At 58.8% G+C, this 16110-nt stretch carries 14 protein-coding genes; 4 read left to right on the top strand and 10 right to left on the bottom strand.

Features of this window, described 5'->3' with window-relative positions; translation table 11 throughout:
• The first annotated feature begins 17 nt into the window (after nt 1–17).
• Nucleotides 18–890, top strand: coding sequence for an NAD(P)-dependent oxidoreductase (locus tag ACR0AI_RS20860; protein WP_480676981.1), 873 nt, complete (start codon nt 18–20; stop codon nt 888–890).
• A 100-nt stretch (nt 891–990) separates the two neighbouring features.
• Nucleotides 991–4056: an aminotransferase class III-fold pyridoxal phosphate-dependent enzyme gene (locus ACR0AI_RS20855; RefSeq protein ID WP_480676979.1), complete on the top strand. Its 3066-nt coding sequence runs from the start codon at nt 991–993 to the stop codon at nt 4054–4056.
• Between the two features lie 40 nt (nt 4057–4096).
• Here ACR0AI_RS20855 and ACR0AI_RS20850 read toward each other — a convergent pair whose 3' ends face one another.
• Nucleotides 4097–4573 carry a hypothetical protein gene (locus ACR0AI_RS20850; protein WP_480676977.1) on the bottom strand — a complete coding sequence of 159 codons (477 nt, stop codon included), beginning with the start codon at nt 4571–4573 and terminating at the stop codon, nt 4097–4099.
• Nucleotides 4570–4737 (bottom strand): hemin uptake protein HemP, encoded by a 168-nt coding sequence (hemP, locus tag ACR0AI_RS20845; protein WP_480676975.1) that lies wholly within the window; start codon nt 4735–4737, stop codon nt 4570–4572. The genes ACR0AI_RS20850 and hemP overlap by 4 nt, the downstream gene beginning before the upstream one ends.
• A 219-nt stretch (nt 4738–4956) precedes the next feature.
• Between hemP and gph the strand changes: the two genes are divergently transcribed.
• Nucleotides 4957–5631, top strand: coding sequence for a phosphoglycolate phosphatase (gene gph / locus ACR0AI_RS20840; protein ID WP_480676973.1), 675 nt, complete (start codon nt 4957–4959; stop codon nt 5629–5631).
• A gap of 251 nt (nt 5632–5882) precedes the next feature.
• Here the strand turns inward: gph and dld are convergent, their stop codons facing one another.
• From dld to ACR0AI_RS20820, 4 genes are all read right to left on the bottom strand, one after another.
• A complete protein-coding gene (gene dld, locus ACR0AI_RS20835; RefSeq protein WP_480676971.1) occupies nt 5883–7571 on the bottom strand; it encodes a D-lactate dehydrogenase in 1689 nt (562 codons plus the stop codon).
• Nucleotides 7572–7587: 16 nt separating this feature from the next.
• Entirely contained in the window at nt 7588–8739 is a 1152-nt protein-coding gene (locus tag ACR0AI_RS20830) for an alpha-hydroxy acid oxidase (protein ID WP_480676969.1), read from the bottom strand.
• Between the two features lie 12 nt (nt 8740–8751).
• On the bottom strand, nt 8752–10815 hold the full coding sequence (locus ACR0AI_RS20825) for a TRAP transporter large permease subunit (RefSeq protein ID WP_480676967.1): 2064 nt from the start codon (nt 10813–10815) through the stop codon (nt 8752–8754).
• A 115-nt stretch (nt 10816–10930) separates the two neighbouring features.
• A complete protein-coding gene (locus ACR0AI_RS20820) occupies nt 10931–11980 on the bottom strand; it encodes a TRAP transporter substrate-binding protein (protein ID WP_480676965.1) in 1050 nt (349 codons plus the stop codon).
• 313 nt (nt 11981–12293) lie between these two features.
• On the opposite strand from ACR0AI_RS20820, the gene ACR0AI_RS20815 reads away from it, so the two are divergent.
• Nucleotides 12294–13067 (top strand): FadR/GntR family transcriptional regulator, encoded by a 774-nt coding sequence (locus tag ACR0AI_RS20815; RefSeq protein WP_480676963.1) that lies wholly within the window; start codon nt 12294–12296, stop codon nt 13065–13067.
• A 69-nt stretch (nt 13068–13136) separates the two neighbouring features.
• Here ACR0AI_RS20815 and comE read toward each other — a convergent pair whose 3' ends face one another.
• From comE to hisD, 4 genes are all read right to left on the bottom strand, one after another.
• The gene (gene comE / locus ACR0AI_RS20810; RefSeq protein WP_170494501.1) at nt 13137–13691 is read right to left on the bottom strand and encodes a sulfopyruvate decarboxylase subunit beta; all 555 of its coding nucleotides are present in this window, start codon (nt 13689–13691) and stop codon (nt 13137–13139) included.
• Nucleotides 13688–14194, bottom strand: a complete 507-nt coding sequence (gene comD, locus ACR0AI_RS20805) for a sulfopyruvate decarboxylase subunit alpha (RefSeq protein WP_170642090.1) — start codon at nt 14192–14194, stop codon at nt 13688–13690. The genes comE and comD overlap by 4 nt, the downstream gene beginning before the upstream one ends.
• Nucleotides 14195–14245: 51 nt before the next feature.
• On the bottom strand, nt 14246–14653 hold the full coding sequence (locus ACR0AI_RS20800) for a universal stress protein (protein ID WP_480676960.1): 408 nt from the start codon (nt 14651–14653) through the stop codon (nt 14246–14248).
• A gap of 100 nt (nt 14654–14753) precedes the next feature.
• A complete protein-coding gene (hisD, locus tag ACR0AI_RS20795) occupies nt 14754–16061 on the bottom strand; it encodes a histidinol dehydrogenase (RefSeq protein WP_480676958.1) in 1308 nt (435 codons plus the stop codon).
• Nucleotides 16062–16110 lie beyond the last annotated feature (49 nt).

Below are 16110 nucleotides of genomic sequence, written 5' to 3'. Positions count from 1 at the left end.
GCGGAGAGGATCATCCCATGGCAAAAGTCGCTTTTCTTGGTTTGGGTGTCATGGGTTATCCCATGGCTGGGCACCTTCAGGCTGCAGGGCATCAGGTCACCGTTTACAATCGGACCGCCTCCAAGGCCGAGGCCTGGGTGGCCGAACATGGCGGCGGAATGGCGACGACCCCTAGAGGTGCTGCGGAGGGGGCCGAATTCGTCATGTCCTGCGTTGGCAATGATGACGACCTGCAAATGGTCTGCACCGGCGCGGATGGTGCCTATGCCGGGATGTCGGATGGCGCGATTTTTGTGGATCACACCACCGTTTCCGCTAAGGTGACACGTGAGCTTTACGAGGCGGCCAAGGGGCAAGGGATCTCTTTTGTCGACGCACCGATCTCGGGCGGTCAAGCCGGGGCCGAGAATGGCGTGCTGTCGATCATGTGCGGCGGCGATCAGGCGGTGTTTGATGCGGCAGAACCGATCATGCAGGTTTATTCGAAAATCTGCCGGCGGATTGGCGAAAGCGGTGCTGGTCAAATGACCAAAATGTGCAACCAGATCGCGATTGCCGGCTTAGTTCAGGGCCTCAGCGAAGCGCTGCATTTCGCCGAGAAGGCCGGTCTGGACGGGCGCGCAGTGGTTGAGGTGATCAGCCAGGGTGCGGCGGGCAGCTGGCAGATGGCGAACCGGTACGAGACCATGCTGGACGACCATTTCGACCACGGCTTTGCGGTAGACTGGATGCGCAAGGATCTGGGCATCTGCTTAAACACGGCCAATGAGACGGGCGCATCCTTGCCTGTCACCGCGCTGGTGGATCAATTCTACAAGGATGTGCAAAAACTTGGTGGTGGGCGGTGGGATACCTCGTCGCTGATCAAGCGGTTGCGGGCGATGGATTAAGGGGGCTGTCTGCCCCTCTTGGCCCTGTGGGCCAATTCACCCCCGAAGATATTTTTAGCCAGATGAAGAGATCCGCGTTGCGCGGCGGATAGGGATGGGAATGAAAGACATGAGTGATTTCTGGGCAGATGCTCTGCGCAAGTTTTGGGGGCTGGATGCCCGTCTGACACGGCTGGACGGAGAGTATGACCTGAACTTCCTGGTCGAAGCGACGAACGGTCAGGATTATGTCCTGAAAGTCATGCGCGTGGGGTGCGAACCAGAGCTCGTCGACCTTCAAGTCAAAGCGCTCAAACATATCGCGTCTGAGGCTCCGGGCCTGCCCTTCCCCAAAGTATTCCCATCGCTGGATGGTACTGTCCTGCCCGAGATCGAAGATCAGGACGGTCACCCGCGTTTGGTTTGGCTGTTGGAGCGCCTTCCGGGTCAGTGCTACGCCAAGGTCGAGCCGAAATCCGAAGACTTGATCCTGAAACTCGGACGCGTTCTTGGCGCGACTGATCGCGCTCTGGCCGGGTTTGCGCATGACAGCCTGCAGCGGGACGATTTCAAATGGGACCTGATGCATGGCGACTGGATCGCGGATCAACTGGACGCGGTCGGCGATCCGTCCCGCCGCGCGCTGTTGGACGAAATTGTGCAGGGTTTCACTGCGATCTCAGATGCGCTGAACAGCCTGCCCACGCAAGCCATTCACAACGACGCCAATGACTACAACATTCTCGTCGAAGGAGAGCTTAGCGAACGGCGTACCGTATCCGGCCTGATCGACCTAGGCGACATGTGCGCCGCGCCGCGTGTGTGCGAGGTCGCCATTGCCGGGGCCTATATCGTTCTGGATCACCCGAAACCCGAACGCGCGCTGACCGCTCTGGTCCGAGGCTATCACGCCGCCAATCGGCTGAGCGCAGAGGAGGTCGATCTGATTTGGCCCCTGTTGCGGATGCGGCTGGCGGTGTCCGTGGTGAACTCGACCCTGATGGCGGCGGAAAACCCTGACGACCCTTATGTGACCATCAGTCAGGCCCCGGCATGGCGGTTCCTTGAGAACGAGGCCGTCAATGGCGGCCTGATGTCCGCTCGCTTGCGCAGCGCCTGCGGCTTACCGGTGGTCGATGGGGCCGAGCGCATTCACGCCTACCTCTCCGACCATCGCGGCCACTTTGCCGAGATGTTTGGCCAGGACCTGAGCGATGTGCCGATGGGCTCTCTCTCCGTTGAGAACTCCACCTGGCCGCAGAACCCGTTCCATATGCCTCTCGAAGAAGCCGCGCGGGTGGGTGAGGAGTTCGGTGAAGGCCTGTGGCTGGGCTATTACAACGAACCCCGCCTGATCTACGCCGAGCCCGGTTTCCGCAAGGGGCCGTGGAAAGCCTCGGACCGGCGCACGGTGCATCTGGCCGTGGACGTCTTTGCGCCCGCTGGCACGGTTTTGCACGCCCCGATGAGCGGCCGGGTCGAAGTGGTCGAGAACCGCGACAGCCATCTCGACTATGGCGGCGTGGTGATCCTGCATCATGAAACGCCCGAGGGGGATCCGTTCTATACGCTCTACGGCCATCTTGACGCAGAGGTTTGCGATCGTCTGAAACCGGGCGATCCGGTGGCGCAGGGCGCTGCGTTTGTACGCCTTGGGGATGCCTCGCAGAACGGTGGTTGGGCCCCGCATGTGCATTTCCAACTCGCTCTGACAACCGATGGCATGGAGGCCGACTGGCCCGGTGTCGCCGACCCGGATGAGCTGGAGCTGTGGAACGCGGTCTGTCCGAACCCAGCGGCCTTGCTGAACCTCGCCGATGACAAGGTTTGCTATCAGCCGACTGACAAACAGGCCGTTCTTCAGGGGCGTCACGATCATTTCGGCGGTAACCTGAGCCTGACCTACAATGACCCGGTCATGTTGGTGCGCGGTTGGAAACACCACCTGTTCGACGAATGGGGCCGCCCCTATCTGGACGCCTATAACAACGTCCCGCATGTGGGCCACGCCCACCCGCGCATTCAGGCCGTCGCGGCGGATCAGCTGAAGCGGATGAACTCGAACACCCGCTATCTACACCCGGCGCAGACCGCGTTTGCCAACAAGGTGCTATCGAAACTGCCGGATCACTTTGAGGTCTGCTACTTCGTCAATTCAGGCACCGAAGCCAACGAATTGGCCCTGCGCCTGGCCCGCGCCCATACCGGCGCCAAGGGGATCGTGACGCCGGATCACGGCTATCACGGCAACACGAACGCGGCCGTGGCGATGTCGGCCTATAAGTTCAACAAACCCGGCGGGATCGGTCAGGCTGATTGGGTCGAGCTGGTCGAGGTCGCGGATGACTACCGTGGCGCGTTCAAACGTGACGATGCGGACCGCGCGCAAAAATACGCAGATCTCGTGGACCCGGCGATTGCTGCTCTGGAAGAGAAAGGTCAGGGCGTGGCCGGTTTCATCGCCGAGACCTTCCCTTCGGTCGGTGGGCAGATTATTCCACCGAAAGGTTATCTGCCTGCGATATATGAGAAAATCCGCGCCGCAGGCGGTGTCTGCATCGCGGATGAGGTCCAGACCGGGCTTGGACGGCTGGGCGAATACTATTTCGGTTTCGAACACCAAGGCGCGCTGCCCGATATCGTTGTCATGGGTAAACCGATCGGCAACGGTCACCCTCTGGGCGTGCTGGTGACGACAAAGGAAATCGCCCAAAGCTTTGACAACGGGATCGAGTTCTTCTCGACGTTCGGCGGTTCCACCCTGTCCTGCCGCATCGGGAAAGAGGTTCTGGACATCGTCGATGACGAAGGTCTGCAGGACAATGCCCGCATCATGGGCGACCGTCTGATGGCAGGTCTGAAGCAAATCGAATCCGAGTTCGGCTGCGTCGGCGACGTGCGTGGGATGGGCCTGTTTCTGGGGGTCGAACTGATCAACACGGATGGCTCGGAAGGGACCGAGATCTGCAGTTTTGTGAAGAACCGGATGCGCGATCATCGCATCCTGATCGGCAGCGAAGGCCCGAAAGACAACATCCTGAAAATCCGCCCACCTCTGACCATCGAGGCCGAGGATGTTGACATGATCCTATGGGCGTTGCGGGATGTCCTGAAAGGTGTCGGCGATTACGCGCCTGCCCCGGTTTGCGACCACGACCACCATCACGCGGGATGTGGCTGCTGCTAAGTAGGAACCCCGGCGCAACTGCCGGGGTTTCATTTGCCGATCAATGCAACACGGCCGAGGGGGTCTGATGACCGGTTGTCGGCATTGGAACGGCGGCTGTCATGCGGCGCAGGGCCATCCCCAGCTCTTCTGACAATGAGGCAAGGGCCGGCGCAAAATCCGGCCGCACGATCAGTGAGGCCATCATCATCGCGTCTTCCCGCGCGCCTTCCGATGCGGCCGCAATCATCTGGGCAAAACAGTTCTCATCCGCGCCCAGACAGGCACATCCCAATCCATGCCGGATCAACGGACGGCGACCGTGGCTGGCGCAAAGCGAGCATAGACGATCCAAGGTCAACATCGCGGCGCGCCCTTGATCGGCGCCCAAGGCAATGCCGAAATCACTGGCAGCGTCTGCGCGACCTCTGGCACCTTCGCTCCAGAGGCGCAAATACATCACCGCGCCTGCTTCGATCGGGGAAAGGTCTGTCAGGCGGCCAACCGCTGCGCCGCCCCGAGACGACGGGTTACTCATTTTGTCAGGATCAGTTTGCCGGCACGCGTGATACGCAGCGTGTAAAGCTGATCACCCAGTTCGATATGGGCGAGATTGCCGCCTTTGGTCAGTTCTTCGGCCTTGTGCGAAGGCAGCATGGATACGGCAAAGGATTGGTTGGCGATAGGGGTCTGCGCGTTCATTTGACAACTCCGAGGTATCTCAGGCATGGGCCTGCTCTGTTCGCTTTTTCAATGACCTGGCTGACCCGAGTCTGGGATGGCTGTCGGCTTCTGTCTTTATTCTGATTATTTTAGTAAGGATTGTCAAGCCACGCATTTGCGCTTGCAGAAAGTTGCCGTGTTGCGCCTTCTTGACGGGCAGGTTAGGCCTGAACGCATAGGCAAAACACCGAGGTTACAATGGGCGCGGCAATTGTATTTGATTTGGACGGAACTCTGGTCGACAGCCTGGGCGACATCGTTGCAGCTGCAAACCAGACGCTGAGCGATCTCGACATGCCCCCTCTGCCGCGCGAGGTGATCGGGCGATTCGTCGGCAATGGTCTCCCCAAACTGGTCGAGCGTATGATCCGGCACTGCGAATTGCCCTTGTATCGTCATGACGAACTGACGAAAGTGACTCTCGCGCATTACACGGCAGGGGCCAGCAGAACCACGGTGCCCTATCCCGGCATTCCTCAGGCTTTGGCCAGCTTGCAGTCGCAGGGGCACATACTGGGCGTCTGCACCAACAAGCCCGAGGCCCCTGCCCGGCATATCCTCGACGTACTGGACCTGTCGCAATATTTCGATGCGGTTCTGGGTGGCGATAGCCTGACTACAAGGAAACCCGACCCTCAGCATCTGTTTGCAAGCTTTAAAGCGTTGCCGACACATGGGTCGCGTGTTTTCGTGGGTGACAGCGAGGTGGACGCAGAAACAGCCGAGCGTGCCGAGATCCCGTTTCTCCTGTTCACGCAAGGCTATCGAAAGTCGCCGGTGACAGATATTCCGCACGACATCGCCTATGACAAGGCGGACGAGATTCCGTCCTTGGTCGCGCAGATGCTGCAGATGTCTGCTCAGGTGAAATAGGCCTCAGCGCAGACCCTGAAAATTATTGAGGGGCCGGCCGAGGGGGTATGGACCAGCCCCTCATCGGGGAAACTCTGTGTGGCCCTTTGGGGCCAGTTGTTGTCCCTTGTTTATCGGGACGCGACAGATGGCGAAATTGGGGGATTCCCGTAGGGCTGGATTTTTTTGCCTCAACGCAGCTGCGAAACCTACGCTTGACCTCAGGTTTGAGGGGCGATCGGTGCCCTGACCATAGGCAACATGCGTCCGAGTTATTCGGGCTCGGCGTAGTTTCGAGCTTTGGACATTTTACCGATCCCCGGATTGAAGGAATTGGTCGGGTCGCAGCATTTGTAATGGGCGGCCAGATCGGGTTTGGCCTTGTACAAATGCCCCACATTATGTTCAGCCGGGTATTCCGCGCCGCGCGTGTCGAACAACTCCAGCATTGCGGCTTTCAAAGCCTTTGGGTCAGCGCCTTTTTTGACCACGTAGTCCTGATGCATCACGTGGCACATGAAATGACCGTAGTAGAGCTTGTGGACCAGTTGGTCCTCAATCTCTGGCGGAAGCGTCTCAAGCCAGTCCTGATCATTGCGCCGCAAGGCTACGTCGAGCGCAATGATGTCTTCGACCTCATTGCCGTGCAGTGCCATGTACCTGACGGCAGCTCCGGCGGCGGCAAAGCGGTGCAAGCCCGCGATCTTGGCCTCGCGCGGGGTGCACTCAAAAGCATCGCCGTCACGGTCTTTCAGGAACATGGGCAGCCATTCAGCAGCCTCGGCAATCCCTTCGTTCTTCATCTTCAGGATCAGATGGTGTTCGTAGCGGTCGCGAAACTCGACCATCCGTTTCGGCAAGACACGCGGCCAGACCGAGACCGCCATCTGCATAAATCTATCAGTGAAGTTGCGCAGGAACGGAATTCTGCGCAGGCGGGCATCCACCGAGCCTTTGAGCGCAAAGAACATCGGCAGCCGGTCGGTGCCCAGTTTGTCGATCATCACGACCGTATCCTTGCCGTATCGCGCCGTGATGTCGAACACCTCGCGCTGCATGTATTCGGCGGACACGGGCAGCGACTTGAATTCGGATAAGATGTGACGGCGCAGGGCGGCCAGATCATCGGGGCTGTTTGTTCCGATGTAAAAGACCTTCTCGGCCTCGTTCTTGGGGAACGTATCAAGCCGGACGGCAAAGACGGCCAGCTTGCCCGCCGAGCCAGCGGATTCGAACAACTTCGCCTTGTCCGCGTTGAACCGCGCAGGCGTTTCGGCGTCGACATCGCGCACGATCTGCGCGTAGTCACTGGCCGAGGCGCGCTTGTTCGTGGCCCCCGGGTTGCGGTCGAACCTGCCTGCATCGAGGTTTGCCAGGATCTCCTCCGGCGTGTCGCCCAGATCAATTCCCAGATGGTTGACCAGCTCCAGCTCGCCCTGCTCGGAAATCCGCGCGTGGACGGACAGTTCGGTGTAAACAGGGCCGCGTTCCACCAGTGACCCGCCCGAGTTGTTACAGACCCCGCCCACAATCGACGCGCCTATACACGAGGAGCCGATCACCGAGTGCGGCTCTCGACCCAGTGGGGTCAACAGTTTTTCCAGCGCAAACAGGGTGGCGCCAGGAAAGCTGACGATCTGCTCGCCGTCGTTCAGCGGCACCAGAGTGTCCATACGGCGCGTGTTGATCAGCACCACGTCGCGGTCATAGCTGCCCGAGGGGGTCGACCCTTCGGTCAGGCCGGTGTTGGCCGCCTGCATGATGACTATCTTGTCGGCTGCAACGCAGGCCTGCAAAACCTTCCACTGCTCCAAAAGGCTGCCGGGCTGGACAACGCACAACGCCTCGCCCTCGCCCGAGCGGAAACCACGCCGGAACCGCTCGGTCGCGCGTTCGCCAGTCAGGACATGCCGCGCACCAACGACCCAGCGGAAATGTTCAATCAACGCGTCATTGGTCATGGCGTCCCTCGTGTGTTTATGCGGCGCGAAAACGGATATTCTCGCGGCTCAGTTGGTCGATTCTGGTCACACCCATCAGCTTCATGTCGCGTTCGATCTCGGCCCGCATGAGGCCCAGCGCTCGTTCGACACCCGGCTGACCAGCGGCAGCCAGGGGATACAGGTACTGACGTCCAACACCGACCGCTTTCGCGCCGATCGAAAGCGCCTTCAAAACATGAGTACCGCGCTGAATGCCACTGTCCATGATCACGTCCAGCTTGTCGCCGACCGCATCTACGATCTCGGCCAGTTGATCGAACGGCGTGCGTGAGCCATCCAACTGGCGACCGCCATGATTTGACAGAATGATCCCGGTACAGCCAATCTCAGCCGCGCGTTTGGCATCTTCGACGGTCATGATCCCCTTGAGGCAGAACTGACCGTCCCAATCCCGCACCATCTGCGCGACGTCATCCCAATTCATCGACGGGTCCAGCATCTCGGTGAAATAGCCGCCGATCGAGCTGGCACCGCCGCCCATATCCACATGCTCTTCCAATTGCGGCAGGCGGAATTTTTCGTGGGTAACAAAGTTGATCCCCCACATCGGCTTGATTGCAAACTGGATTATACCGCCCAATGTCAGGCGGAACGGGATCGAGAAACCAGTGCGCAGGTCACGCTCTCGGTTGCCGCCGGTGATACTGTCGACGGTCAGCATCATGACCTCGACCCCGGCCTCTTTCGCGCGCTGCATCATGGCTGCGTTCAGGCCGCGATCCTTGTGGAAGTAGAACTGATAGACTTGGGGGTTCTTGTGTTTTTTGCGTAGCTCTTCAAGCGACACTGTGCCCAGCGAAGACACACCGAACATGGTGCCATATTTCTCGGCCGCGGCGGCCACAGCCCGTTCGCCTTGGTGGTGGAACAACCGCTGCAGAGCGGTGGGCGAGCAGTAGAACGGCATGTCCAGCTTTTGGCCCATCACGGTGACGGACATGTCCACGTCCTTCACTCCGCGCAGAACCGAGGGCAGCAAATCGCAGCGGTCGAAAGCGGCGGTGTTCTGGCGATAGGTCACCTCATCATCCGCGCCGCCATCGATATAGTTGAAGATCGGCCCCGGCAGGCGGCGCTTGGCCAGCTGCCGGAAGTCGTGAAAGTTGTGGCAATGCTTGAGACGCATAGCGTGATCTCCTTAGTACGCCACAGAGGGCAGCCAGGTGGCGAGTGTCGGCCAAAGGAAGACAAGCGCCAATCCGGTCAGTTGTAGCAGCACAAAGGGGATGATGCCTTTGTAGATATGCATCAGCTTGATCTCGGGCGGGCAGACCCCTTTCAGGTAGAAAAGCGCGAAGCCAACCGGCGGGGTCAGGAAGCTGGTTTGCAGCGTCACCGCTACGAGGATCACGAACCAGACCAGCGCCGGTTCATCCAGCACTCCGAAGCCCGGAATGTCGATGCCCAAGCCGTTCACGATCGGACGCATCAGAGGCAGTACGATCAGGGTGATCTCGATCCAGTCCAGAACAAAGCCCAGCAGGAATACGATGAACAGGATGAACAGGATCGTGCCATTGGCGCCGAAGCCGGTGGATTGGACCACATGTTCGATCAGTTCATCGCCACCAAGTTCCCGCAGAACGTAGGAGAAGACCGTCGCACCAAGGAAGATCGCGAAGATATAGGCGGTGGTGTTGAAGGTCGAAACCAATACGTTCCACAGTTTCGCGAAGGTCAGCTTGCGATATCCCAGCGCCAGCAGCGTCGCGCCCAAGGCACCGATGCCAGAGGCCTCGGTCGGGGTGGTCAAACCTCCGAAAATCGAGCCCAGAACCGCGAGGATCAGCAGCAGCGTTGGAATGACCGCGATCAGAACGTCTTTGACAGCGTCCCAGTCGGGCGCTTTTGCCCCTTCAGGCACAGGGGCCGCGTCGCGCTTCACCTGTGCGAGGATGAAGATATAGGTCAGGTATAGCCCTCCGATGATCACACCGGGAAAGACAGCGGCCATGAACAGGTCTCCGACGGATAGTGCCATCTGGTCGGCCATGATCACCAGCATGATCGAGGGCGGGATCAGGATACCCAGCGTGCCCGAGGCAGAGACCACTCCCGCCGCCAGCGTCGGTTGATATTTCTGCTGCATCATCGACGGCAAAGACAGCACGCCCAGCAGCACCACGGAGGCCCCAATAATACCGGTCGAGGCCGCCAGTATGATCCCGATCAGGGTCACGGTGATGGCAAGACCACCCCTTACGGTGCCGAACAGGCGCTGCATCGAGGTCATCAGACGCTCGGCCACGCCGGATTCGTCCAGCATCAGGCCCATGAAGATGAACATCGGCAGGGCAACCAAAACCGCGTTGGACATGGTCGCGTAGACCCGGTTCACCACCGCGCCGAGGGTCAAATAATCGAGCCCGGTAAACGTGCTCTCCAACCCGGTCCACAACATCAGGTCATTGTCGAACAGGTAAGCAAGACCGCAATAGGCAACACCGACACCAGCCAGCACCCACGCCACCGGATAGCCGGTGAAGAGCAGCGCGATGAAGGTCAGGAACATCGCGATGACCAGTTTTTCCTCGGTCGTTTCGACCAGGAAGGTCAGGCCCACACAGACGGCGGCAAACACAGCCAGAACCAGCAGGATACGACGCAGAGGAGCCCCCTCGCGTTCTGAGGCCGGCCCGTACATCAGCGCGTGCCCGTCATGGATCAGCCGCGCCAGAGCTGCCAGCGCCAACAGAACGAAGCTGATCGGAATGACCGCCTTGAAGGCCCAACGCGCAGGCAGGCCGGTGGGGCTGTCCGAGCGCTCATTGACGCGGAAGCTCTCGTAGAAATAGTCATAGCCCTGATCGATCATCAGATAGATGAACGGGGTCAGCAGGGTCAGAATGCCGATCACCTCGATGATCCGCTGCGCCCGTCGGGACAACTGCATATGCAGTACGTCGACGCGCACGTGGCTATCTGTGATCAAGGCATATGAGATGCCGATCATCGTAACGATGCCGTAGAAGTGCCACTGGATCTCATCCAGTTTGGGGTAGTTCTGGCTGAGCAGATAGCGCAGCGCGACCTGCGAGAAAATCGCTGCCATCAACAGAACATTCGCCCACATGACCACATGGCCAACAGTTTTGACGCTGGTATCAATGGCTACGGCGATTTTTTGACGGTCGGTATCGGGATGCTCCAGGATGCCTTCATAGGCCTCAACCGGATCTTTGGTGGTATTTGGATTGCTCATGGTCATTCCTCGCCCGGCAGCCCTGTGCAAGGGCGGTGAAAGTTTGGAAAAATCCGAAGATCAGAAATCGACTGGGGCAGCAGTGTCCGCCGCCCCAGAGACGTCAGTGAGGAAGTTACTGACGTGGGAGGAAGGCGTTGGTCTTCCAGAGGTTGTAGCCGTCGCGGAACTCGGTCATGTCGGCCAGAACCTTGGCAAAGAAGGCGTCATTTGCGGCCTCTTCGGCGGCGACTTCTTCCCAAGTGCTGCGGAAGGTATCCAACATCTCGGGCGACCACTGCTTGAGGGTGACGCCGTTGTTTTCAACGTTGTCGATCAGAGCCGCGTGCTGGATCGCTTCACCTTCGGCAAAGCTATCCGCCATCGAAGCCTTACAGGCGTTTTCGATGATCGCTTTGTGCTGCTCGCTGGTCTCTGCCCAAACGTCTTTGTTGATCATCAGCTCGAAAACTGTCGCTTGCTGGTGCCAGCCGGGGAAGTAGTTGAACTTGACCAGCTTGTGGAAGCCCAGACGCGCGTCGATGGCGGGCATCGAAAACTCGGTCGCGTCGATTGCACCTTTTTCCAGCGCCGGGAAGATCTCACCACCGGGCAGCAAAGAGGTCGCAACACCCAGCTTCTGCATCACCTTGCCGCCCAGACCGAAGAAACGCATCTTCAGGCCGCTCAGGTCTTCGGGAGAGTTGATCTCGGTGGCGAACCAGCCCGAGGTCTCGGGTGCAATGACAGCGCAAGGGATCACGTGGACGTTGTAGCCCGCCTGATCATACATCTCCTGGTACAGCGTCATGCCGTTACCGTAGTAGAGCCACGCCATGTATTCGCCCGCCTCAGGGCCGAAAGGAACGGCCGAGAACAACGGAGCAGCCGGGATTTTGCCCGCCCAGTAACCGGCGGTGGTGTAACCCGAGTTGATCTTGCCAGTGGAAACCGCATCCAGAATTTCGAACGGAGGAACCAGTTTGCCCGGCTCATACACCTTCATCTTCAGCGTACCGCCCGACATCAGGTCCAACTGCTCGGCAACGCGCGGGATTGGCGAACCAAGACCAGGCAGTTCGGTCGAGAATGCAATCGGGGTTTTCAACAGCAGCTTATCTTTAGCAACCGCAGGTGCGGCCATCAGGCTGGCGGCTACGGCAAAGCTCGTCAGGGTCTTTTTCATAATGTCTCCTCCTGGGTGGGTTGGGCATCTGCCTCAAACACAAACGCAGACCCTTGCGGGTTTGCATTAGTGGTTCACTAACTTTACCAATGCTACTCAGTCAATAATTTTGTTTACCACTGGATCTGCAGAAATGTCCCTTACTGGGCGCACTCAGTTTCGATGAACTACTGCACATTTTCGTAAATTCTTATTTTAATGAAAGTGTTAAGATGTATTTCCATGCTGGAACTGAATGCTTGAAAAACACGCCAATATGGTTACATTTATTTACCAATATATCTCACCTCGGCATCTTACTTAGGTAAAACCCATGAACACCAAGGCGATTTTTGAACCAGTCGGACACGAATCGCTGGCCGATGCCGTGGTGGCACAGATCGAAGACCTCATCGCGTCAGGCATTCTGAAACAGGGCCGCAAGCTGCCGTCCGAGAGGGATCTGGCCGAGATGCTTCGGGTCTCACGGCCGAAGCTGCGCGAAGCACTGGCCGTGCTGGAAGAGCGCGGGCTGGTCACCACTCAGCATGGTGAGGGGACCTTTGTCGCCGCCCTGACCGGGCAAGCGATGTTACCGGTCCTTTTGGCGCTATACGAACGGCACGAGCCTGCCTTTTTCGACCACCTGGAATACCGCCGAGAACAAGAAGGCTTCGCCGCCCGCCTTGCCGCCCGAAGGTCCACCAAGGCCGACAAGGAAAGGATCGCCGAAATTCTCGACGAAAATGTTCGGGCGTGGGAGGCGAACGATGCCAAAGCCTCACGCGAGGCGGATTTCGCCTTGCATGCTGCCATCGTCGACGCCAGCCAGAACGCCACTTTAATCCATATGATGGCATCGATCTATGAACTGACCAAGCGCGGCGTTTTCTACAACCGCAGCTTTCTGAAATCGATTGACGGTTCGGGCAAACAGCTGCTGGATCAGCACCTTGCTCTGGGTCAAGCCGTGATTGACGGAGACGAAAAGCGCGCCGAACAGGCCGCACTGGACCATATCGACTTTGTCGAGCGCTCCTTCCGGACGGGGATAGAACAGCAGCGCCGCGAGGTCATGGCCGAGAAACGACGTCTTCTGTCGCGCTAGACATTTAGTGCCAAAGCCGCACCCAAAGGACGGCTTTGATCAGTGCATTCAGCAAAACCGAAGAGGTGTTCAGGCCTGTACAGCCTTCATAAACCGATCTCGGATCACCACCGGGTCCATCGTGATCGGCGGCATCTTGGCGTTGCCGCTTTCGCATTTGCTGACGATGATGGTCATCTGCCGAGCGTCCAGCGCCTCTTGTAACACGCGACCTGTGTCCTCGGCGGCGCATTCAATCACGCGCTCACACCCTGCCGCAGCCGCCATTTTCGCCAATGACGTCTTCAACCCGGCATAGGTCGGCTGATCCCCGGTGGATCCGTATGAGCCATTGTCGACAATCAGCAGGATGTAATTGTCAGCCACGTTGTTCGCGATGGTCGGTAGCGTTCCCAGATTGGTCAGAACGGAACCGTCCCCATCGATCACGATCACCGGCTTGGGCTGGGAAAGCGCCAACCCCAGACCAATGGATGAGGCCAACCCCATCGTGCCCAGCATGTAGAAATTCGTTGGCTGGTCATCAATCGCGTGCAGCTCTTGGCTGGGAATGCCGATGTTACAAACCACCAGTTGATCCCGCAGGATCGGAGCGATTTCTTTCAGGATTTCAGAACGGATCATTGGTCGCCATAGCCTCCCCAGAAGTTGGCATCGGTCAGAATGGCGACCGGCTTGTTGCACATGAATGTGTATTTCAGGATCGCATCCAACTCGGCCACATCCGCCTGATGGTGAAAGTGGTAAGTCGGGATATTGAGCTGCGCCAACAACGCTTTGGTGTGAACAGCCATCTCGACCTGGCAGGCAATCGGCTCGCGCAGCTCACCCCGGTACGAGATCAGCATCGGCAGAGGCATCCGGTAATACTGGATCAGAGTCGCCAATGTGTTGATCGTCACTCCGATCGCCGTGTTCTGCATGATAATGGCAGGACGCTTACCGCCCATCCATGCACCTGCGCAAAGGCCCATCCCCTCGTCCTCTTTGTTTGACGGGATGTGATAGATGCCCTCGCGCTGGTCGATCTCTTCAATGACACCAGCAAGTTGTTTGCAGGGGACGGTGGTCACGAACGAAATGTCATTCGCCACAAGATCGTCAGTGATCTTCTTGTCTATGTTCATCTTCCGGCTGTCAGTCCTGTTGTTGTTGCCCAAGGGCGTGATTGACGGATGTCACCTGCGGTACACATGCACCGCGCAAGGGGCATGACGCACCACGCGCGACGCTGTGGAGCCCAGGAAATAGTCGCTGAGGTCGGGCTTGTGAGACCCGATGACGATGCAATCGACGCCGTTCTCTGCCGCATAATCTATGATCGTACGCGCCGTGTGGCCCTTCACGAGTTCGGAACTCACCCCATCCAGCCCTTCGACTTTGCGCGATAACTCCAGTCGGACGCGGCGATATCCTTCTGCCACCAGATCCTTGTCCAGAAACGCACTGACCGAACCCTGTGGCATTTCGTAAACGTGCAGAGCAATGATCTCTCCGCCGTCCTGAGACAAGGCTCGGGCCACTTCCAGAGTGTGTTGCGAGATATCGTGATCCAGCGCCATTGGAACGAGAACTTTCTTGTACATGTCAAACTCCTTTCGGCCCGGTCGGCCCTATCAAGCCAAGGATAGTACCCAGTATGCCATCAAGGCCAGCGAACAGTTTGGCAGGTGGAGGCTGGACCGATCATCCCTCGGCTCGCAGATCGAATTCCTCATCCGGGAAATACTTGGCGAGGCGTACATCGGCCGCCCGTGCATGCCCCTCCATCCCTTCCACGCGCGAAATCCGGGCGGTGGCTAGGGCTATGGGTTTTGAGCCTTCCCGGGTCGCCCGCTGCCATGTCACGATCTTCATGTATTTGTGGACGCTCAGCCCGCCTGTGTAGCTGGCCGCCCCCGAAGTTGGCAGTACGTGGTTGGTTCCCGTCGCCTTGTCCCCGTAAGATACCGTGGTCTCTTCCCCCAGAAACAAAGAACCGTAGCAGGTCAGGCGATCCAGCCACCATTCCAGATCCTCAGCCTGAACGGTCAGGTGTTCTGGCGCGTAGTCATCGGAACAAGCGGCCATCTCTTCGCGGTCGGAACACACGATCACCTCGGCATAGTCACGCCACGCTGCAGCCGCGTTTTCTCGGTTCAGGTCAGGAAGATCTGCAATCAACTCGGGCACCAGCGCCATAACCCTCTGCGCAAGCGCCCGGTCATCTGTCACCAGCCAGACAGGAGAATTGTACCCGTGTTCCGCCTGGCTGACGAGATCGGTGGCCACAACAAGCGGGTCCGCGCTGCTGTCGGCGAGGACCAGACTGTCGGTCGGACCGGCGATCATGTCGATACCAACCTCACCGTAGAGGATGCGCTTGGCCTCCGCGACGAACTGGTTCCCCGGCCCAACAAGGATGTTCGCACGTGGCAGGCCGAACAGGCCGTATCGCATCGCGGCGACACCCTGCACCCCTCCCATCGCCAGAATACTGTCGGCCCCACAGATATGAGCCGCATAGACTACTGCAGGCGCAACGCCCTCATCCGGTTTCGGAGGAGAACACGCGATGATGTGGCGGCATCCGGCGACCTTGGCGGTTGTCACGGTCATGATTGCACTGGCGATATGGCTGTACCGACCGCCGGGCACATAGCACCCCGCCGCATCCACCGGGATCGCCTTTTGACCAGCGATCACTCCGGGCACGATCTCGGTCTGGACGTCTGTCATCGTGGCCTTCTGCGCCTCGGCAAAATGGCGGACGTTGTTGTGGGCGAAACGGATATCCGCCTTCAGCTTTTCGGGGACCCGCGCAATGGCGGCGTCAATCTCGTCCTGCGTCATCAGAACGTTGCCGTCGAACCTGTCGAACTTGGCCGCATATTCCAGCGCCTTCACATCGCCACCTGCTTCGATCTCCGCCAGAATGGTCTTGACCGTATCGTGAACCTCGGGCGCATCAGATTGCGCCGTCAGCATCGCCTTTTTGAGATAGTCACGCGCCATAGTCCGCCCCTGTTCCCGGTTCCTGCGCGGCCACTCTGTCAGAGGCGAA

It is taken from the genome of Ruegeria sp. BG3 (genome assembly GCF_056538485.1).
This window is presented reverse-complemented; position numbering and strand designations above follow the sequence as displayed.